The 19,339-nt window shown below is 59.4% G+C and carries 19 protein-coding genes; 7 read left to right on the top strand and 12 right to left on the bottom strand.

Annotated elements, in window-relative coordinates; genetic code table 11:
- Positions 1-182 precede the first annotated feature (182 nt).
- Both H6B51_RS12110 and murI read right to left on the bottom strand, forming a co-directional pair.
- Positions 183-626, bottom strand: coding sequence for a YwiB family protein (locus H6B51_RS12110; RefSeq protein WP_204883937.1), 444 nt, complete (start codon positions 624-626; stop codon positions 183-185).
- 83 nt (positions 627-709) lie between these two features.
- Positions 710-1,525: a glutamate racemase gene (gene murI, locus H6B51_RS12105; protein ID WP_204883936.1), complete on the bottom strand. Its 816-nt coding sequence runs from the start codon at positions 1,523-1,525 to the stop codon at positions 710-712.
- 207 nt (positions 1,526-1,732) lie between these two features.
- Between murI and H6B51_RS12100 the strand changes: the two genes are divergently transcribed.
- Together H6B51_RS12100 and H6B51_RS12095 are read left to right on the top strand one after the other, a co-directional pair.
- Entirely contained in the window at positions 1,733-2,149 is a 417-nt protein-coding gene (locus tag H6B51_RS12100) for a hypothetical protein (RefSeq protein WP_204883935.1), read from the top strand.
- Between the two features lie 273 nt (positions 2,150-2,422).
- Positions 2,423-3,382: an Ig-like domain-containing protein gene (locus H6B51_RS12095; RefSeq protein WP_204883934.1), complete on the top strand. Its 960-nt coding sequence runs from the start codon at positions 2,423-2,425 to the stop codon at positions 3,380-3,382.
- A gap of 362 nt (positions 3,383-3,744) precedes the next feature.
- Here the strand turns inward: H6B51_RS12095 and H6B51_RS12090 are convergent, their stop codons facing one another.
- Positions 3,745-4,119, bottom strand: coding sequence for a hypothetical protein (locus tag H6B51_RS12090; RefSeq protein WP_204883933.1), 375 nt, complete (start codon positions 4,117-4,119; stop codon positions 3,745-3,747).
- Here H6B51_RS12090 and H6B51_RS12085 point away from each other — a divergent pair.
- A complete protein-coding gene (locus H6B51_RS12085; RefSeq protein ID WP_204883932.1) occupies positions 4,111-5,076 on the top strand; it encodes a hypothetical protein in 966 nt (321 codons plus the stop codon). The two genes, H6B51_RS12090 and H6B51_RS12085, sit on opposite strands and share 9 nt — an antisense overlap.
- Entirely contained in the window at positions 5,064-6,257 is a 1,194-nt protein-coding gene (locus H6B51_RS12080) for a hypothetical protein (RefSeq protein ID WP_204883931.1), read from the top strand. The genes H6B51_RS12085 and H6B51_RS12080 overlap by 13 nt, the downstream gene beginning before the upstream one ends.
- 339 nt (positions 6,258-6,596) lie before the next feature.
- Here H6B51_RS12080 and H6B51_RS12075 read toward each other — a convergent pair whose 3' ends face one another.
- Positions 6,597-7,706: a 5-bromo-4-chloroindolyl phosphate hydrolysis family protein gene (locus H6B51_RS12075; protein WP_204883930.1), complete on the bottom strand. Its 1,110-nt coding sequence runs from the start codon at positions 7,704-7,706 to the stop codon at positions 6,597-6,599.
- A gap of 323 nt (positions 7,707-8,029) precedes the next feature.
- Between H6B51_RS12075 and H6B51_RS12070 the strand changes: the two genes are divergently transcribed.
- From H6B51_RS12070 to H6B51_RS12060, 3 genes are all read left to right on the top strand, one after another.
- Entirely contained in the window at positions 8,030-9,973 is a 1,944-nt protein-coding gene (locus H6B51_RS12070) for a VanW family protein (protein ID WP_204883929.1), read from the top strand.
- Between the two features lie 76 nt (positions 9,974-10,049).
- On the top strand, positions 10,050-10,727 hold the full coding sequence (locus H6B51_RS12065) for a DUF2461 domain-containing protein (protein ID WP_204883928.1): 678 nt from the start codon (positions 10,050-10,052) through the stop codon (positions 10,725-10,727).
- 72 nt (positions 10,728-10,799) lie between these two features.
- On the top strand, positions 10,800-11,513 hold the full coding sequence (locus tag H6B51_RS12060) for a polysaccharide deacetylase family protein (protein WP_204883927.1): 714 nt from the start codon (positions 10,800-10,802) through the stop codon (positions 11,511-11,513).
- Between the two features lie 62 nt (positions 11,514-11,575).
- Here H6B51_RS12060 and H6B51_RS12055 read toward each other — a convergent pair whose 3' ends face one another.
- From H6B51_RS12055 to H6B51_RS12020, 8 genes are all read right to left on the bottom strand, one after another.
- Positions 11,576-12,970: a sodium-dependent transporter gene (locus tag H6B51_RS12055; RefSeq protein ID WP_204883926.1), complete on the bottom strand. Its 1,395-nt coding sequence runs from the start codon at positions 12,968-12,970 to the stop codon at positions 11,576-11,578.
- A gap of 326 nt (positions 12,971-13,296) precedes the next feature.
- A complete protein-coding gene (locus tag H6B51_RS12050; RefSeq protein ID WP_204883925.1) occupies positions 13,297-13,548 on the bottom strand; it encodes a DUF6514 family protein in 252 nt (83 codons plus the stop codon).
- A gap of 105 nt (positions 13,549-13,653) precedes the next feature.
- A complete protein-coding gene (locus H6B51_RS12045) occupies positions 13,654-14,517 on the bottom strand; it encodes a DMT family transporter (protein ID WP_243421283.1) in 864 nt (287 codons plus the stop codon).
- A 111-nt stretch (positions 14,518-14,628) separates the two neighbouring features.
- Complete coding sequence (acrA, locus tag H6B51_RS12040; RefSeq protein ID WP_204883924.1) at positions 14,629-15,732, bottom strand: acryloyl-CoA reductase electron transfer subunit beta; 1,104 nt, start codon at positions 15,730-15,732, stop codon at positions 14,629-14,631.
- 18 nt (positions 15,733-15,750) lie between these two features.
- Positions 15,751-16,551 (bottom strand): acryloyl-CoA reductase electron transfer subunit gamma, encoded by an 801-nt coding sequence (gene acrB, locus H6B51_RS12035; RefSeq protein ID WP_204883923.1) that lies wholly within the window; start codon positions 16,549-16,551, stop codon positions 15,751-15,753.
- A 26-nt stretch (positions 16,552-16,577) separates the two neighbouring features.
- Positions 16,578-17,738 carry an acyl-CoA dehydrogenase gene (locus H6B51_RS12030; RefSeq protein WP_204883922.1) on the bottom strand — a complete coding sequence of 387 codons (1,161 nt, stop codon included), beginning with the start codon at positions 17,736-17,738 and terminating at the stop codon, positions 16,578-16,580.
- A 105-nt stretch (positions 17,739-17,843) separates the two neighbouring features.
- Positions 17,844-18,692, bottom strand: coding sequence for a 3-hydroxybutyryl-CoA dehydrogenase (locus H6B51_RS12025; RefSeq protein ID WP_204883921.1), 849 nt, complete (start codon positions 18,690-18,692; stop codon positions 17,844-17,846).
- A gap of 387 nt (positions 18,693-19,079) precedes the next feature.
- A partial coding sequence (locus H6B51_RS12020) for an enoyl-CoA hydratase-related protein (RefSeq protein ID WP_243421282.1) occupies positions 19,080-19,339 on the bottom strand: 260 nt, incomplete at its 5' end.

Genomic DNA, 19,339 nt, shown 5'->3' with positions numbered 1-19,339 from the left:
CTCCTACTGCGTAGACTTTAAGCATGACTTCAATTTTGCCCGCTTTTAGGGGGCTGGGTTTTGTGCGCCTTTTTTCGGAATGGTGCCTAAATTACAATGTTTCAACCTTATCACCTTTTCTTTTTACTTCTCAAAAACACAGGTATTTTTTCTCTGCCGAGGGTTGTTCGACGAAAGGGCTGTCATTGCCTAATGGTCAATCCCTTTTTCCGGATGTCAATCTTAAACAGGTTTTCTCCCGCCACCGCATGATCAATTTCCAGGGCATAGTCGATCTCGATGCTGCCCCCGGCGTCGCTGAGCTGAGCCTTCATCTTCCGGGTACTCACCCCCACCGACAAAGCGCCGTAGGGGGTGTTGTACATGGACAGATGCCGCCGGCCTTCCTCAAAGACCATCTGAGAGTTGACCTCTCCTACCCGCAGCAGCGTCACCCGGTTGGGCTCCACCTGAAAGGTAGTAAGGGTGCCCTCCAGACCGGTGAGCTCGCTCTCCTGATAGCTGAGGGTATAGCCGTCCTCTCCGTCCTGGGCCAACTGGCCCTCAGTGACCAGCTCAATGACCTCAGGCTCCTGGTCCTCAAAAGACTGGCGGCCCTGAATGGAGATAATCACGTTGTTTTCCATGATTCCTTGTACCTCTTCACGGTATGTCGCAAATAAATGCATGATATTATATCGAATTTCTCCACCATTGTAAAGAGAATATCTCAATATTGGCCGATATCCACCTTCCCCACCTGACCGGTAACATCCCAGCCCAGGAAGATGGAGGCCAGCCGGGAGAAATCCTCCTGTCGGTCGCTGACAAAGTAGCGGCAGCCGCCGCCCTCCGTCCGGTCGGACAGCGCTCCCTCGAAGGCCAGACGCTCCGCCGCCGCTCGGGCCCCTTCCGCCCCGGCGTTCACCAGGACCACGTCAGGACCCATAAAGTTGGAGATGACCTCCTCCAGCAGAGGGTAGTGGGTACAGCCCAGCACCAGGGTATCCACCCCACGGCGCTTCAGGGGGGCGAGGTATTCCCCCACCACCGTCTCGATAACCACATCCCCCGGCCGAAACCGGCCGTTTTCCACCAGGGGCACAAAGAGGGGGCAGGGCTGGGAGATCACCTGGGCCATGGGATCCCTGGCGTGGATCAGAGCCTCATAGGCCCCGCTTCGGATGGACGCCTGGGTGCCAATCAGGCCGATCTTACCGCTGCGGGTGACCTGGGCAGCGGCGTCGGCGGCGGGGGCCACCACGCCCAGCACCGGAATGGAGTTCTCCCTGGCCAGCACCTCCATGGCGGTGGTAGACACGGTGCCACAGGCGATAACGATGAGCTTCAGGTCAAAGGTGCGCAAAAAGGCCACATCCTGCCGGGCATAGCGGATGATGGTCTCCCGGGAGCGGCTGCCATAGGGCACCCGACCGGTGTCCCCGAAGTAGACGATGTCCTCTCCGGGCAGCAGGCGTCGCAGCTCCCGCACGGTGGTCAGGCCCCCCAGGCCGGAATCAAACACTCCGATGGGTCTTGGATCCAAGACGTCTCCCCCTTGTCCGCGGCAGACCGCGTCCCGGCGGTCGCCCCTTCAGTTTCCTTCTAATGATAGGGGAAATGGAGCAGGAAAACAAGAGTCTATTTTCACATTTTTGTCTCTCCGGTTTGACATTTTCCCGGTGCTGATTATAATATGAAGATGGGGGATGGTGTGCTGCCCCCAGGTCACCATAGCAAGGAGGCGCATGGTATGAAACTGGAACTGACCACCAAGCAGTTTCGACGTCTGCTGGATATGGCCTATATCGGAAACTGGATCCTCAATTCCACCCGTGGGGAGGACCGGTTCAGAGACTACGACGAGGTGGAAAGCCTGCTGTTCGCCAAGGCCAGGGCGGAGGGGATGCCCAGCCTGGCGGAGGACTGGCAGGGCGAGGTGATCCCGTCCCGGGCCTTTGCCGAGGGAGGCATCCATGAAGCCATCATCGAATATGAGAACAATGTCTTTTTTGACATCCTGGCGGAAGACCTGGCCCGCCGGGACATGGACGACGCTCCCATCGACGAGAGTAACTATGACGAGCTCACCAGCCGTATCGACGCCTATATCGCCGAGTTCACCGAGCACGGGACCGACAATATCCTGGTAGACAGCGATCATCTGTAAACGGCCCGCTGTAGCCTAAGAAATGCTTTCAGACTCGCATATGCCGCGGCTGAAAACAGATTTGATTTTTTCGCGCCAGCGGGCACAAACTCTGCACGGCTTCTTTGACACATTGACGGGCCTGCCGTAGCCACGGCAGGCCCGCCTTTTTGTCTTTTGCCCCAAAAGTTCACATAAAACCGAAAAAGTATCCTTCAATTCACACTCTACCGTTGACGTATCCGGTGGCGTCGTTGTACAATATTGATAATAACGTCGATTGGAGGGATTCCTGTGGCACCCAAACAACCCTGGAGCAATCGTCCCACGATGAAACATTGCGAGTATTGCGGCGAAGATTACGCCTCCACCTATAAGCACTGCCCGTTCTGCGACGAGGTCCCCATGGACCCGGAGGCCTCTGTTGAGGACGGAAGCTATACGCCGAGAAAAGGCCGGAGACTGGCCACCAACACCCGGGGCGGCGGCTACGGCCGGGGCCCCTCTCCTCTGCGGATGCTCGGCATCGTGGTCTCTCTGGCCATCATCATCGCCGCCGTCATCATCGTGATTTCCGTCATCATCCCCTTGGTCACCAAGGGGGGCTCGGTGGACGATCCCGGTACGCTGGAGAGCACTCCGCCCGCCACCTCCACCACTCCTGTGGAGGAGACCCCCGCGCCCTCTCCCACGGAGACCATCCCGGCGGATCAGACGGCCACCGGCTTTACCCTGAACTATACCGAGTTTTCTCTCAGCAACCGCTATCCCGACCCGGTGACCCTCACCGTCACCTTCATCCCGGCAGGTTCCACCGGCACCATCACCTGGACCAGCAGCGATCCCGAGGTGGTGTCCGTGGATGAGAACGGCACCGTCAGCCCGGGCTCCAAGACAGGCAGCGCCACCATTACCGCAACTATGGCCGGTGGGGTCACCCAGACCTGCCTGGTACGCAACTCGGTGACTTCTTCCGGCGGCTCCACTACCGAACCCAGTCAGTCCCCCTCCGGCGGCGGCACAGCCTCTGCCACCCTGTCCCTGAACCGGACGGACTTTACTCTGTCCTCCGCCTATCCCTCCTACCAGGTAAAGGTGAGCGGCACCTCCTCCACCCCCACCTGGAGCATCGCCAATACCGGGGTAGCCACCGTGTCCGCCGACGGCACTGTCACCTATGTGAGCCGCGGCCAGACTACCCTCACCTGCACCGTGGACGGCCAGACCCTTACCTGCATCGTGCGCTGCAGCTAATAATGAGCAAGCGGATGGGTCAGGTTATACAGCGCCCCCTGTTGAAAGAAAAGCAGACGTCCCTGAAAGATGGGCGTCTGCTTTTTCTATCAGGGCAGCAGGGAGAGGTTCAAGCCGGGAAACAGGAACCCTCAGCAGATACAGGAGCAAAACCCGGAAACCATCTCTCCAAATTTTGGGGCAAAATGCGTTCTGTCGCGCGCATATTTTGATACAATATTGCCGGAAAGCAGTATAGCAAGTCCATAAGCGTCAGTATAGGTTGAACCTCCGGTTGCGTCCCGTTCAGGGACCGAGCGGATGGTCCTGTTAGGAGTGTCAAAATGTTAAAAGATACGATTGTCTATGGCGGACAGACGATTTTAACGATTTATCACGAAAATGAGGAGCTGGATGTCCCCGACCGGCACTGGCTCCAACGGCAAAAAATTGGGGCCTATTGGGCCATATTTGAAGAACGCTCCTGCTGTGGGACGGAAGCCTCTGCTATAAAAGATGAGAGCGAAGAAATCCTGCTGCCCTACAATCACCCATTGTCCCCTGCCGACGATCACGAAATCTGCGTCCTGATGCGGCGGGTTCGGTCCATCCAGAAGCCTTCCCGCCTCTTTCACGCTGACGGTAGCCTCCGCCTTGGACATGAAACGTGGGAGGCGCTGTGCGGCTTTGTCAAGCAATACACGGGTATTAACGCCGCAAAATCTCCCCTGATCTTTGGAGATATCATTTTGTTTCACTATATACAGCTGCGCTATTACGAAACAAAGGAGGGTAACATCGCGGTTGAATCCATAGGCTTTGACAGGATTGATATCCATTTCCACCAGCAGAAGGCCATCTGCGAGCATCAAACAAAAACCCTCTCTCCCACCCGAAGGACAGAGCTTCAATTCGTCCCCACATCGGATTGGGACACCTTTGACATCTATGCCTACGAGAAAAATCAGCTATACTTTTTCGCCCAGGACGTTTCATTTATCCATTCCATCCATCTCGCACAGCACCTTGACCTTCCCCGCAACGCCCCTTTGAAGAAAAGCGACTACAAACCCCAATACACCCATTTTGGCAAGCCCAGCGAGATGACCATCGGGCAGGAAAAGAGCACCCTCCGAATCCAGCAGGAGGAAAGGGAAGCGCAAATTTTAGCCGGCCTGAAACCAGCCAAGGAGACCTCCCACCTGATCTTAAAGGGGAGCGACCGCAAGGTATATCAGATCGTCAACCAGCTTCTGGACCACCCCTGGGAGGATGTTCTTTTGCTGGATCCCTATCTTCTTGACCTGGACAGAAAGCAGATGATGATGGATTGGATGCGGCTGCTCTGCGGAAGCCCCGTGAAATGGATCCATGCCATCTATTATAAGAAAGAGGGAACTCAGAAGGCGATGACCATCGCAGAAGCCTGCCAAAGCATTTCAAACGACTGGCTTCTGAACCAAAGCTTCCGCCGGAACAAAAACAAGCTGACCTTTGTGGGCCTGCGCGAATATATCCACGACCGGTTCCTGTTATGCCGGGAGGGGAACCGATATGCCGGCCTGTCCCTGGGAACCTCTGTCAACTCCCTGCATTCCAACTACTTTTGTGTTCATAACCTGGCCCCTTCCTTCGCGGAGGAATGCTGGCGCGTCTTTCATGAGGTGGTTCAGGCCAATACCGTAGAATCCGAGGTGATCCAATGGACTACCTGAAGCTTGAGCGATGCCTCTACAGTCAATGGAACGGGTCGGCAACTCCACGTGACGCCGCGACCGAGCTAAACAAGCTGCTGCCCCGAAAAAAGGCCCACAGCTTGCTCAGAGAGGTGTATCAGCAGAAGCAATCGGGTGCCTGCAAAGATATTCCCCACCGCACGTTTCTGTTGACCTGTGCTTTACTTCGTATAGGAAAGGAGAAATACAGCACCGTCTTTTCCGCTCTTCAACGGCTGGAGCTTGTCAAAATGCTATCCATTGGATTTGGAGCCTTCCTGTGTAACCGGAACAAGAAAAGTCAGCTCGTCATTTCCTGGACAGACAACAGGTTCCCCAACTTACACAGATGGATCTCCCGGTTTTCCGGACGGTTTGAAGATCAGAGATACCGGGATCTGTTGGACATCGCCCACGGCCTATACGCTCTGGATGCCGACGGACTCTGGCAGATCGTCAAGGACGACCCGAACGATCTGATCCTTTTGAATTGGGGCTACGTGTTTGGGGACAATGGCCCCATCCACAGGCTCCCTGAATTATTGGACCCCGCTCAGAGCATAAGGAGACAAGCTATCGCTTTCTGGTGGCGCACCTTTCCCATTCAGCTTCGAAGGGAAAACGAAGAAGAGGCGTCCGCCATTCTGGCAGAACTAAGTACAGTTCCGGATCAGGTCCTGTTCCCGCGGGTATATGAATTCTTTCTGGTGGAACGGCGCTGTCCGGCCTCCTTTCAATCCTATCTGCTGAAACCGTCAAGACACAGGCTCTTTCTGCAAGAGCTGAGCACTGGGAAGCTGCGGCCAGATTGGTCTGAGGTCACCGCGCTGGGAGGACTGATCCACAAGATCAGAAACAGGCGCCAGAGGGACCACTGCTGGAGGCTCCTGATGGACGATATAAAAGCCCATCTGCGCTCCGGACGCTTCATCGGAGCCATAGAGCAGAGCAGGGATTTTTGGAGGCTGTTTCCGGAGGATTGCTTAGAGGCCTTTCGAATGGATCTGATTTCATGGCGGAAAACACTCCATACCGCGTCGATCGATTCCATCATACGGCCTCAGATCTTCCATTCTGACATGATGCAGCTTCAAAAAATACAACAGCTGCTGGAAATAACAGCCCCGTCGTCCGTGGACACGGATCCCAATCCACCCGTGGGCAGTGGCCCCGATTCGTAGCTTTGTCAGGTCAATGCCTGACAGCCCCTCCCAAGAACAGCATGAGGGTCTGCCACGACGCGTCGCGGCAGACCCTCATTTGATTTGGGAGGAAACCTGTCTGTCTATCTCATCACGCCGGCAGGGCCGGTGTGTTATTGTTTGTCTGCCCCCAACAGCCGGGGGGCAGTCACAAAAGCGGGCCGGTTTCTGAACGCGCTCCGGATGGCATTTCTCCCCCGCACGCTCCCGGCGTCTCGCCTTTGCCCTTGAACCTTGGCTGTGTATATACAATAGCACAGTTTCCCTGTCGAGAATGAGACAGTTTATAGACCTGGTGTAAACATTTTATGAAGCTGATTAAGAAATACTGTCGGGGCGCTCAAACTCCAGCCCCCCGGCCAGTCCATCCTTCTCCAGCATCCGCTCCAGCACCTCCACGTCGGCAGTGACGTCCATGGTGTCCACCTCGAAGAGCCGGTCCAGCTGCTTCTCGAAGCCCTCCACCACCTTATCCATCATGCCCTCAATGCGGGCCTTGGCGGCGCGGATGTTCTCCCCCTCCACCCCCTGGTCCTCCATTCGGGCGTAGGCCTTCAGGATCTTCAGGGTGGTGGGCAGATAGTAATTGAGGAACTGACGCAGCTCTCCTTCCTTGCTGGGGTTCTGCTTGACGTAGCCGTAGATCTTGCTGGTGATCTCCCCGATGCGGTCGATCTTCCGGCTCATGGCCTCGTCGTCAATGTCGTCGTTGAGCCGGCGGATCTCCCGGAGCACCGCGTCGTCGTCCCGCAGGTCCAGGGGCGCCTCCTCTTGTGGCTCCTGCTTCTCCTCCTCCGGGGGCGGCTCCTGATCCAGGCCCTCGTCGCTGAGGATGAGCTGATGGGTGGACATGTCCAGATAGCCCCTGGGCAGGATACCCTCGTCCAGCATCTCCTGGAGGTCGTTACAGGCTTTCCGCACCGGCACCGGCATGGCGTGGGCCAGCTGCACCACATTCAGCTTCTCCCTCCGGCCGATAAGAGCCAGATATTTGCGGAACCGTCTGGCCTTTCTGGTCCGGGCAGAGCCTACCCCCATCAGGGCCAGACCGCCGGCGCACAGGCCCAGCACCGGTGACATGGTGGCCAGCGCCAGGGGGAAACCCAACGCGCTCGCCACAGACGGCACGCCGGTAATGGCGGCGATCCCGAACAGAATGGCCATGGCGGCCCCGGCCACAGTCATGACCTTACCCTTCTCCAGCCGGAGCCCGCCGGGCCGTCCCACGTTGGGGGTACGCACCGGGCCGCTCCTCTGGCCTCCCACGGGGCTGGGCCCCAGGTAGGGAAAGGATGGGGGGCGCCGGGGTCCTTTCAGCTTGCGCAGCAGGAGGATCACCCCCACAAACCACAGGGGAGTCACCAGCAGTATCACGGGAAGAATCCAGGACAGTGGACCATCCTCCCGGTCATTACGATAATATGCCATACCCATCACCCTTTCTTTGGGCTCAAAACGCGGAAATTACCTCAAATCCTGACAGTTTTCCCGGAGTTATTCAGGATAAATCGTCTGAAACAGGCCATGCTGAGCATAGCACCCGTATTTATTATCATACACTGAATCCCAGCCTGTGTAAAGCGTTTTCCCGCTTGCCTCCGGTGTAACCATTCTGTAATTGCATTTCCCACCAAAACACTCTATAATGGTACGCGGTAAGCCCCACACCGCAGTATTTTGGGGCTGATAAGACAGTTTTCCTTTCCGTCTCTTTGGAGACAAGCATCAGAAAGAAAGTTGGAGTGATCGTTATGGCACAAACAGAGGGCAAGCGGACCACCGCCAGCGGCAAGCCGGCGGGCGGCAAGATCGCCCTGATCGTGGTGCTGGCCGTGGTGGCCCTTCTGGTCGCCGGATATCTGATCCTGTGCGCCATGGCCGGCAACGGCACCTTCCTGCCCCATACCACCATTGCCGGGGTGGATGTAGGCGGCCGCACCGCAGAGGAGGCTACCACCCTGCTGGAGGAGCAGGTGCCCCAGCGCCTGGCTCAGCTCTCGGCTACCTTTACCTGCGAAGGTAAGGAATACACCGTTTCAGGCAGCGAAGCCCAGGTCCAACTGGCTCCCGCCATTCAGGCGGCTCAGGAGGCCCAGAGCGGCAACTTCCTGGCCCGGGGCGGCCAGTATCTGACCGCCTTGACCGGCGGCAGCAACTACAACGTCCAGGTCAGTCTGAACGCCACCCCTCAGGCTATTACCCAGGCCATTGAGGAATGCGCCGATCCGGAGGCCCAGACCACCTGGGAAGTGGTGGATAATCAGCTGGTGTTCCACAAGGGCGTCACTGGCCGTACCATTGATACCGAGTCCCTTACTGCTGAGCTGGAGGAGCGGTTCACCGCCCTGCTGTCCGGAGAGAGCGGAGATCTGGCCCCCATTGAGACTCAGGTGACCACCGCGCCCCCTATGGACCCTGATTATGATGCCATCCAGGCCCAGGTGACGGTGGAAGCGGCCGACGCCTACTTAGACAAGGCCACCAAGGAGATCGTTCCCTCCGTCACCGGCGTCAGTCTGGATTCCGCCGTCGCTAAGGAGGCCCTGGACAGCGCCGAGGAGGGCGCCCTGGTCTCCGTCCCCCTGACCTATACCGAACCCAATATGACCACCGCCAAGCTCCAGGAGAACCTGTTTAAGGATGTGCTGGGCACCGGCACCACCAGCTGCGCCGGGCCCTCCAACCGGTGGTACAACATCGACCTTGCCGCCAGCCGGATCAACGGCACCATCCTTCTGCCCGGGGAGACCTTCTCCTACAACGCCGCCGCCGGTCCCTACACCAAGGCCAGCGGCTACAAGGACGCAGGCACCTATCAGAACGGCCAGAGCATCGACGCCACCGCCGGCGGCATCTGTCAGCTGTCCTCCACCCTGTACTGGGTGACCCTGAAGGCCAATCTGGAGACGGTGGAGCGCTACAAGCACGCCTTCAACGGCGGCTACATGCCGGTGATCGGCACCGACGCCACCGTGTGGAGCGACCAGCTGGACTTTAAGTTTAAAAACGACACAGAATATCCGATCAAGATCGAGGCCTATCAGGACAGCAGCCACAAGCTCCACGTCACCATCTACGGTACCGATACCACCGGCATCCACGGCCAGCCCTACTCCGTGGTGGTATCCACTACCCCCTACAAGAACACCTACAAGCCGGACGCCTCCATCCCCCAGGGCACCCAGCCCCAGCGGGACCCCAACTACTCCCGCTACAACGGGGTCACGGTGGACGTGTACCAGCAGTTGGTTGACAGCAGCGGCAACGTGGTGGAGACCATCTTCCTCTACCGCAACAGCTATAAATCCTCTGACGCCGTCTACTACTACAACCCCGCCGACGCGGCCCGCTGGGGCATTGATCCCTCCACCGGTCTGAAAACTCTGACCCCGGTGGAGCCCACTCCCACCCCCACCCCCACGCCGTCGGCTACGCCCACGCCGTCGGCCACGCCTACTCCGGTAGTCACGCCTACTCCGGTAGTCACGCCTACCCCGGTAGCTACGCCCACTCCGGTAGCCACGCCTACCCCTGTAACCACTCCCACTCCTGCGGCCACGCCTACCCCGGCAGCCACGCCTACCCCGGTAGCCACACCTACCCCGGCAGCCACTCCCGCGGCCACACCCACCCCGGCGGCTACCCCCGCCTCTAACGGCCCCGGCATGGAGCCGGCGGCGGACGCTCCTGCGTAACGTGCTCCATCAGCAAGGCCCCCCGCGCCGCGGGGGGCCTTGCTTGCCTAACTCAATACACAGAAAGGAAACAAATATGTTTGAAGGGTTTTCCGGCGCCACCGTGGATTTCATGTGGGGCATCCGGTTCAACAATGAAAAAAGCTGGTTTGAGGCCCACAAGGAGGAGTACCTGACCCACTTCCAGCGGCCCATGAAGGAGCTGGCCAACCAGGTGTACACCGCATTTCTGGACAGGCATCCCGACCTGGATCTGGTGTGCAAGGTATCCCGGATCTATCGGGATGCCCGGCGCCTCTTCGGTCGTGGGCCCTATAAGGACCACCTGTGGCTCAGCCTGGTGCGCCCCCATGCCGAAGGAGGCAGCGAGCCGGTGTTCTGGTTTGAGCTGGAACCCGAGGGCTGGTCCTGCGGCATGGGATTTTGGATGGCCCCGGCGGTGACCATGGCCAAATTCCGGGCCCGCATGGACCGGGACCCCAAGCCCATGGAGAAGCTGGCCCGGGCCTTTGCCAGGCAGGACCGTTTTGTCCTGGAGGGGCAGGACTACAAGCGGCCCAAGGCGGCCCCCTCTCCTCTACTGGCCCCCTGGTACAACAAAAAGAGCTTTGCCCTCACCCACGCCGCTCCCCACGAGGCCCTGCTGTGGACTCCCGGACTGGCCGATGTTTTGATGGAGGCCTATGACTTTTTGCTGCCCTATTACCAGTATATGCTGCTGGTGAGCAGCGATCCGGACCCCAGGGAGCATTGACAAAAATTGTGCCGCAAGTATTTCCCCCTATGACTCATACTAAGATGCAGCAGAGAACAGGGGGGCGAAGGTGTGAAAACTTGCGGCAGGCGGTGGATCCCCATCCTGTTGGCAGCGGCGCTGGCCCTATGGCTGCCTGGCTGCCAGGAGTCGGCTCCCGCTGTGGGCGTCGTCCCCGGGCAAAAGAAACTGGTGGCCCTCACCTTTGACGACGGCCCTCGCCGGTCCACCACTACCCAGCTGCTGGACGGTCTGGCGGAACGGGGGGTCAAGGCCACCTTCTTCCTGGTAGGCTCCCGACTGGCAGACCAGGAGGATGTGATCCAACGCATGGACCGGGAGGGCCACCAGATCGGCATTCACACCTATGACCATGTGCTGCTCACCGGCCTGAACCAGGCCGACTTTGACGCCCAGGTGGAGGCCACCCGGGCCCAGCTCAAGGAGATCCTGGGCCACAACGACTTTCTCCTCCGGCCCCCCTTCGGCAAGTGGGACGCCGCCGTCCAGGCCCGGGCGGGCTGCCCCATCATCCTCTGGTCCATCGATCCGGAGGACTGGAAGGACGACGACGTGGAGCGGATGGTGTCCCAGGCCCTGTCCCAGACCAGGGACGGGGGGATCCTTCTCTTCCATGACATCTTCGCCTCCTCGGTGGAGGGGGCCCTGCGGACGGTGGACGCCCTCCACGCCCAGGGCTATTACTTCTGCACCATCGAGGAGCTTTTCGCCGCCCGGGGGATCACCCTCCAGCCCGGGGAGGTCTACTGGAACGCCTACCCGTAAAGAGAAAGACCTGCCGTTTGGCAGGTCTTTCTCTTTACAATACGTAATATTTTACCTCAGCATTACACTGTGGCTTTGAATTTATCCACATAGCCCATGACAAAGATGATGAGCACGATGATAGGCACCACCACGGTGAAGTACATCCGCAGCTTGGCGGGAAAGCGGATCCCCTTGCCCTGATCGGCCTCTGCCAGGAAGTTGTCAAAGCCCCAGGCCACCTTCTTGGACAGGCAACAGAACAGCAGATAGATGACCGATCCCAGAGGCAGCAGATTATTGCTCACCAGGAAGTCCTCAAAGTCCATGATGCCCATACCCAGGATCTTGGCGCCGGACCACAGGTTGTTGCCCAGCAGGCAGGGCAGGCTGAGCAGGAAGATGAGCACCAGATTGGCGAGCACGGCCTTCCGGCGGGAGATCCCCCACTTGTCCATCCAGCAGGCCAGGATATTCTCGAACACCGCGGTGACGGTAGACAGGGCGGCAAAGAACAGGAACACGAAGAACAGGGCTCCCCACAGCCGGCCGCCGGGCATGGCGTTGAACACATTGGGCAGGGTGACAAAGATCAGGTTAGAGCCCGAGTCGGGGTTCACCCCAAAGGCGAAGGCGGAGGGGAAAATGATCAGACCGGACACGAAGGCCACGCAGGTGTCCAGAATGCCCACGCTGATGGTCTCACCGAACAGCCGCCGGTCTTTGCCGATGTAACTGCCGAAGATGGCCATAGCTCCGATGCCCAGGCTGAGAGTAAAGAAGGCCTGACCCATGGCGGCATAAATGGCCTCGCCCAGCCGGAAGCCGCCCTGGGCATTGTACATCAGGTTGTGGAAATTGGGCACCAGATAGAACTTCAGGCCCTCCACCGCTCCGTCCAGGGTGACAGCCCGGATGGCCAGCACCACCAGCAGGCAGAGCAGACAGAGCATCATAAACTTGTTGGCCTTCTCCACGCCGTTCTGAAGCCCCCGACTGCAAATCACCATGCCCAGGACTACCACGATAGCCATAAAAATCACCTGGATAGACGGATCTGCCACCATGGCGCTGTAAGCGCCGGCAACACCGGCCTGATCCAAGCCCTCGAACTGGCCGGCGGCGATCTTGAAGAAGTACATCAGCAGCCAGCCGGCGATGGTGGTGTAAAACATCATGAGCAGGTAGTTGCCCGCCATACCAAACCAGCCGTACCAGTGCCACTTGGTACCCTTGGGCTCCAGGACCTGGAAGGACATGGTGATGCTCTTCCGGCTGGCCCGTCCCACGGCATACTCCATGGCCATGATGGGCAGCCCCATGGCCACCAGAAACACCAGATAGATCAGTACGAAGGCGGCGCCGCCGTACTGCCCCACGATGTAGGGGAAGCGCCAGACGTTGCCCAGACCGATGGCGCACCCGGCGGAAATGAGCACAAAGCCCAGCCGGGACGCAAAGGTTTCTCTCTCTTTCACAACTTTTCCTCCTTGTAAAGCCATCCCTTCGGGGGCCTGCCAGCTTCCCTTCAGCCTGCATTTTGCCCAAGAGAATTCCCGCGGCCACAGCCGCGGGAACGACAGTTTCCGTTATGGACTTGCCCAGTGTCAAGCCCCGACAGAATGGATTCAGCAGAGGATATTATAGACCACTTTAGGGGGCCTGTCAACGCCACCCCCGATACCCTGCTTCAGCGGTCACCCCCTTCCCCAAGGGGAGGCTTGGCAGAGTTCCCGCCGCCACAGCTGCGGGAATAAATTAAACATCCGTTATGCGGGTCTTTTTCAACAATCCGCAACAAAACCTACGGTAGCCAGTCCTCCACCACATCCCTCAGGGTCACCGGTGACACCTGATTGCGACGCACCAGCTCGGCCAGAGCGTCGATCTTCCTTACGCTCACCGTGATGTTGGGCACCTCCGCCCAGTCGCCGTCCGGCCCTACCACCTTCAGTCCATAGCTCTCACAGCTCAGGCCCCCCACCGCCATTTCATCCACCAGGATCGAATAGCGATAGCTCTGGCTCTCCTGCGCCTCCAGCAGCAGCTCCCGCATGGCGCTCCCTCCTTAGTACGATTCTATGACTCAATTATACATCTTTACCATTATTTGTAAAGCATTACCTTTCGTATTCTTTCGTCACAAATCGTCTCAGACAAGTCAGGAAGCTTCCGCCTTGGTGTACAGCAGCACAGAGCCCAAAATGACGGCCGCACCCAACAGCTGCATAGGGCCAGGAATCTCCCCAAACAAGGGAACGGCCAGAGCTCCGGAGAATACCGGCTCACACAGCTTGACCGCCGACACATAGGCGGGGGACAGGTATTTCAGGCACCAGCTGAACAGGGAGTGCCCCATCAGAGTACACAGCACTGCCAGGCCCAGGCCGATAAGCCATTCTCTGGGCGGGTAGCCCACCAGAGGGGTACCGGAGCAAAGGGCCATAAGCACAAGGGCAAGAAAACAGGCCAGGTAGGTCAAAAAGGTATAGACAGTGGTGGACAGGTAGCCCCGCTGGATTCGTCCGATCAGGGTATACATGGCCACAAAGACCGCGGCGGCCAGGGCCAGCAGGTTGCCGTAGAGCTGACTGCCCTCCCCGTCCCCTGCCAGGGCCAGGACGGCGCTGCCGCCGAAGTCCAGCAGGATAGCTGCCACCCCCATGGGCGGGATTTTGCCCTTGAGAAAGAGGGCGAAACCCAGGGCGGTAAAGATGACCTCGGTGGACACTAACACGGTAGAGATGGCCACGCCGGTCCATTTCAGGGATTCAAACCAAGTGAGGAAATGAAGGGCCAGGCAAAGCCCGCTGAGGGCGCACAGCCACAGGTCCCGGGGCCGCACCCGCAGCAGCTCTCTCCGGAATTTGGTGAGCACCGCAGGCAACAGCAGGAGCACCGTCCACCCCAGGCGGTAGGCGGCGGTGACCACCGACGGAGCCTGGGACCAGCGGACCAGGATAGCGGAAATGGAGATTCCCAGAACTCCAAGCATGAGCGCCGATTTTGGGTGGTTGGCAAACATGGCAGTCTCTCTCCTCTCACGTACTCTCCCAGTATACCGCCGGCGGCCCCAAATCGCCAGAAAAAAATCACCAGCCGGAAATCCGGCCGGTGATTTTAAAGGTAAGTTTTTTTACTTGGCAGCCTTGGCGGCCCGGATGGCTTCGATGAGCATGGGGGTGACCTTGTACAGGTCGCCGCAGATGCCGTAGGAAGCAACGTCGAAAATGGGAGCGGACTCGTTCTTGTTCACCGCGATGATGCACTCGGAGTCCTGCATGCCGGCCAGGTGCTGGATGGCGCCGGAGATGCCCAGAGCCACATAGATGCGGGGATGTACGGTCTTGCCGGTCTGGCCAACCTGGTGGTCGGCGGTGATCCAGCCGGCGTCCACGCAGGCACGGGAGGAACCAACCACGCCGCCCAGGACGCCCGCCAGTTCCTCAGCCAGCTTGATGCCGCCCTCCACATCCTTGGAGATGCCGCGGCCCACGGACACCACTACGTCGGCGCCGATCAGGTCCACCAGCTTCTTGGCGGCCTTCTTCACCTCAATGACGTCCACATGGATGTCGTCCTTGGACAGAGCCACGTTCACGTTCTCGATCACGGTCTTGGCAGCGCCGGCCTCGTCATAGGGCTGGGTCTGCATCACGCCGGGACGGACGGTGGACATCTGGGGACGGAAGCGGGGGCAGATGATGGTGGCCATCAGGTGACCGCCAAAGGCGGGACGGGTCATCTTCAGGTTGGTGTTCTCCTCGAACACGGTGTTGTCCACGTCGATGGTGGAGGTGGTCTTCAGGAACTCCTTATACTTGGCCACGTCCACATCCAGGTGGGTACAGTCGGCGGTCAGACCGGTGTGCAGCCGGGCAGCGCAGCGGGGGCCCAGGTCACGGCCGATGTTGGTAGCGCCAATGAGGAAGATCTCAGGCTTCTTGTCCTCCACCAGGTCGCAGATGACCTTGGTGTAGGCGTCGGTGGTGTAAACGTCCAGCAGCTCGTGGTTGCAGTAGTAGACCTTGTCGGCGCCGTAGCCGCCCAGGGCCTTCAGGTAGTCCTCCTTGATGTCCTTGCCCAGGACCACGCCGCACAGCTCCACGCCCAGGTCGTTGGCCAGCTTGCGGCCCTCAGACAGGAGCTGGTAGCTGGTGGACATGATAACGCCCTCGCGCTGCTCACAGAAAACCCATACGCCCTTGAAGGCGGCGGTGTCTTTACTATCAAAAGCCATTGTTTGCTCTCCTTTCAATCAGATAATGTGCTTGTCGTTGAGGATGGAGACCAGCTTGTCCACGGTCGCCTTGTCGGCGCCCTCCATCATCATACCGGCGCCCTTCACCGGGGGAGAGAAGGACTTATACACATTGGTGGGAGAGCCTTTCAGACCGATGGTGTCCACATCGATGAGGGGATCGTCCTTCAGGGTCTCATAGTTATAGATTTCCAGAGGCTTCTGGTAGCACTCCATAATGCCACCCACGCTCATGTAGCGGGCGTCGTTGAGCTCCTTCACGCAGGTCAGCAGGCAGGGGGTCTGGACCTTGATGGTCATGTACCCGTCCTCCAGCAGACGCTTCACGGTGACGGACTTGCCCTCCACGGCGATCTCGGCAACATAGGAGACCTGGGGCAGGTGCAGCTTCTCGGCGATCTGGGGGCCCACCTGGGCGGTGTCGCCGTCAATGGCCTGGCGGCCGCAGAACACGATGTCGTCGTCCTCCACGCCCACCTTCTTGATGGCGGCGGCCAGGATCTGAGAAGTGGCGTAAGTATCGGATCCGCCGAACTCACGGGCGGAGACCAGCACGGCCTCGTCGCAGCCCATGGCCAGCAGCTCGCGGAGCATGCCCTCGGCAGGGGCGGGACCCATGGAGATCACGACCACCTTGCAGCCGGTGGCGTCCTTGATCCGCAGGGCGGCTTCAACAGCAGCCAGGTCGTCGTGGTTGGTAATGGTGGCCATAGCGGCACGATCCATGGTGCCGTCTTCCTTCACCGCCACCACGCCGGAGGTATCCGGGACCTGCTTGACACAAACGATGCATTTCATAGCGTTAATTTCCCTCCAGTTCCGTCTTAGTTGATGCCCAGATTGGCGGCAATGACCATGCGCTGGACCTCGCTGGTACCCTCGTAGATCTCGGTGATCTTGGCGTCGCGCATCATGCGCTCCACGGGATACTCACGGGTGTAGCCGTAACCGCCGAACAGCTGCACGCAGCGGCGGGTCACGTCGGAAGCCACCTCGGCGGCATGCAGCTTGGCCATGGCAGCGTCCATGGTGTAGGGCTCATGGTTCTGCTTCTTCATGGCGGCGGAATACACCAGCCACTTGGCAGCCTCGGTCTTGGCGTACATGTCAGCCAGCTGGAACTGGGTGTTCTGGAACTGGGAGATGCGGCGGCCGAACTGGACGCGCTCCTTGGTATACTTGATGGTCTCCTCGATGGCGCCCTCGGCCAGACCCAGAGCCTGGGAGGCGATGCCGATACGGCCGCCGTCCAGGGTCTTCATGGCGATGCCGAAGCCCTTCCCCTGCTTGCCCAGGAGACGGTCGGCGGGAATGGTGCAGTCCTCCATGATCAGCTCGCAGGTGGAGGAGCCCTTGATGCCCATCTTCTTCTCGTGCTTGCCCACGGAGAAGCCGGGATCGGTGCGCTCCACGATGAAGGCGGAAATCTCCTTCTTCTTGCGGCCGCGCTTGTCGGTGAGGATGTTGGTGATGGCGAAGATGACGAACACGTTGGCGTAACCGGCGTTGGTGATGAAGATCTTGGAGCCGTTGAGCACCCAGTCGCCGTTCTCATTCTTCACGGCGGTGGTCTGCTGGCCCTGGGCGTCGGTGCCGGCGCCGGGCTCGGTCAGGCCGAAGGCGCCGATCCACTCGCCGGAGCACAGCTTGGGCAGATACTTCTGCTTCTGCTCCTCGGTGCCGTTCTCATAGATGGGAGCGCAGCACAGAGAGGTGTGGGCGGAGATGATAACGCCGGTGGTGCCGCAGACCTTGCTCATCTCCTCCACGGCCATGACGTAGCTGAGCACGTCAGCGCCGGCGCCGCCGTACTCCTTGGGGAAGTAGATGCCCATCATGCCCAGCTTGGCCATCTTCTTCACGGTCTCCTCGGGGAACGCCTCGTTCTCGTCCACCCACTCGGCCAGGGGTTTGACTTCGTTCTCGGCGAAGTCACGGTACATCTTGCGGAGCATTTCCTGCTCTTTGGAAAGGTGCAGATCCATTTGTTGCCTTCCTCCTAAGATATTTATTTCAGAACGAGCGGGCGGGAGTGGTTTGGGCTCCCGCCCGTCGTTACACGCGGTATATCCGACCGCTGATCCCAGGGATTACTTCCGGTAGTCGTAGAAGCCGATGCCGGTCTTGCGGCCCAGCTTGCCGGCGCGGACCATCTTCCGCAGCAGCAGGGAGGCGCGGTACTTGGGATCGTGGGTCTCATTGTACAGGGTGTCCATGATGGCCAGGCACACGTCCAGGCCCACCAGATCGCCCAGAGCCAGGGGGCCCATGGGGTGGTTGGCGCCCAGCTTCATGGCGGTGTCGATGCCTTCGGCGGAAGCCACGCCGGTGTACAGCAGGTCAACAGCCTCGTTGATCATGGGGATCAGGATCTTGTTGACCACAAAGCCGGGGGCCTCGTTGACCTCAACGGGCTCCTTGCCGATCTCCACGGACAGGTCACGGATGGTGTTGAAGGTCTCGTCGGAGGTGTGAGCGCCCCGGATGACCTCCACCAGCTTCATGACGGTGGCGGGGTTGAAGAAGTGCATGCCGATGAACTTGTCGGGCCGCTTGGTGGCGGCGGCGATGGCGGTGATGGAGATGGAAGAGGTGTTGGAGGCCAGGATGGTCTCGGGCTTGCACAGGCTGTCCAGCTCGGCAAAGATACTCTTCTTGATGTCCAGGTTCTCGATGGCGGCCTCGACAACCAGGTCGGCGTCGGCAGCGGCGGCCAGATCGGTGGTGAAGCTCATGTGAGCCAGGATGTCAGCCTTCTTGGCCTCGTCCATCTTGCCCTTGGCAACCAGCTTGTCCAGGCCCTTGTTCAGCCGGGCCTCGGAGGCCTGGATGATGGCGTCGCTGATGTCGCGGACCACCACGTCAAACCCCTTCTTGGCAAAAACCTGAGCGATGTCCAGGCCCATGGTGCCGCCGCCGATCACAACAATCTTTTTCATGGCTATGTACCTCCAATTATGAAATCTATTTTAAAGGTGGTGATGTCGATGCTTACTTGTTCTGGAAGTGCTTCTCCACGGCGCGGGCGTTTCCTGCGGGAAACGCGGGTATTACGTCCGCGCCGTCCAGGGGGAACCAGTTCCCCCTAGATACGCGCCGCAAGCGGCGCGATACCCCCTCCGCTCTCCGAGGGGATTGGAGACATAGGGGCCGATGCCCTCGCCCCACCCGGTGCTGCGCACCGTGCGGGGGCCCCATGATCTCACTCAAATCGCCGGAAATGAATTCCGTCGATTTCAAGGTTTTGGCCCCAGGCCAAAACACTTGACGGCGCAAGCGCCGGAGGACTCGGTCATGGGCCGGGGCAATACTCGCTTCCGGGCAGCTTACTTGTTCTGGAAATGCTTCTCGGCCCGCTTCTCCAGGAACGCGCCCATGCCCTCGTCCTTGTCGGCGGTGCCGCAGCAGACGCCGAAGGCCTCGGCCTCAAAGGCGGAGCCGGTGGCGATGTCGGTCTGCATGCCCATGCGGATACACCGCTTGGACTCCTGCACGGCGATCTGGGCGTTGGCGCAGATGGCGTTGGCCAGCTCCATGGCCTTGTCCATCAGCTCCTCGGCGGGATAGACCTCGCTGACCAGGCCGA

The sequence above is a fragment of the Pseudoflavonifractor phocaeensis genome (assembly GCF_016901955.1).
GTDB lineage: Bacteria > Bacillota > Clostridia > Oscillospirales > Oscillospiraceae > Flavonifractor > Flavonifractor phocaeensis_A.
This window is presented reverse-complemented; position numbering and strand designations above follow the sequence as displayed.

Bases quoted from the DNA above. Each gene is read 5' to 3' on its own strand.
- H6B51_RS12110 (WP_204883937.1), bottom strand. From the start codon at position 626: ATGGAAAACAACGTGATTATCTCCATTCAGGGCCGCCAGTCTTTTGAG.
- H6B51_RS12100 (WP_204883935.1), top strand. From the start codon at position 1,733: ATGAAACTGGAACTGACCACCAAGCAGTTTCGACGTCTGCTGGATATG.
- H6B51_RS12080 (WP_204883931.1), top strand. From the start codon at position 5,064: ATGGACTACCTGAAGCTTGAGCGATGCCTCTACAGTCAATGGAACGGG.
- H6B51_RS12075 (WP_204883930.1), bottom strand. From the start codon at position 7,706: ATGGCATATTATCGTAATGACCGGGAGGATGGTCCACTGTCCTGGATT.
- H6B51_RS12070 (WP_204883929.1), top strand. From the start codon at position 8,030: ATGGCACAAACAGAGGGCAAGCGGACCACCGCCAGCGGCAAGCCGGCG.
- H6B51_RS12065 (WP_204883928.1), top strand. From the start codon at position 10,050: ATGTTTGAAGGGTTTTCCGGCGCCACCGTGGATTTCATGTGGGGCATC.
- H6B51_RS12050 (WP_204883925.1), bottom strand. From the start codon at position 13,548: ATGCGGGAGCTGCTGCTGGAGGCGCAGGAGAGCCAGAGCTATCGCTAT.
- H6B51_RS12045 (WP_243421283.1), bottom strand. From the start codon at position 14,517: ATGTTTGCCAACCACCCAAAATCGGCGCTCATGCTTGGAGTTCTGGGA.
- acrA (WP_204883924.1), bottom strand. From the start codon at position 15,732: ATGGCTTTTGATAGTAAAGACACCGCCGCCTTCAAGGGCGTATGGGTT.
- acrB (WP_204883923.1), bottom strand. From the start codon at position 16,551: ATGAAATGCATCGTTTGTGTCAAGCAGGTCCCGGATACCTCCGGCGTG.
- H6B51_RS12030 (WP_204883922.1), bottom strand. From the start codon at position 17,738: ATGGATCTGCACCTTTCCAAAGAGCAGGAAATGCTCCGCAAGATGTAC.
- H6B51_RS12025 (WP_204883921.1), bottom strand. From the start codon at position 18,692: ATGAAAAAGATTGTTGTGATCGGCGGCGGCACCATGGGCCTGGACATC.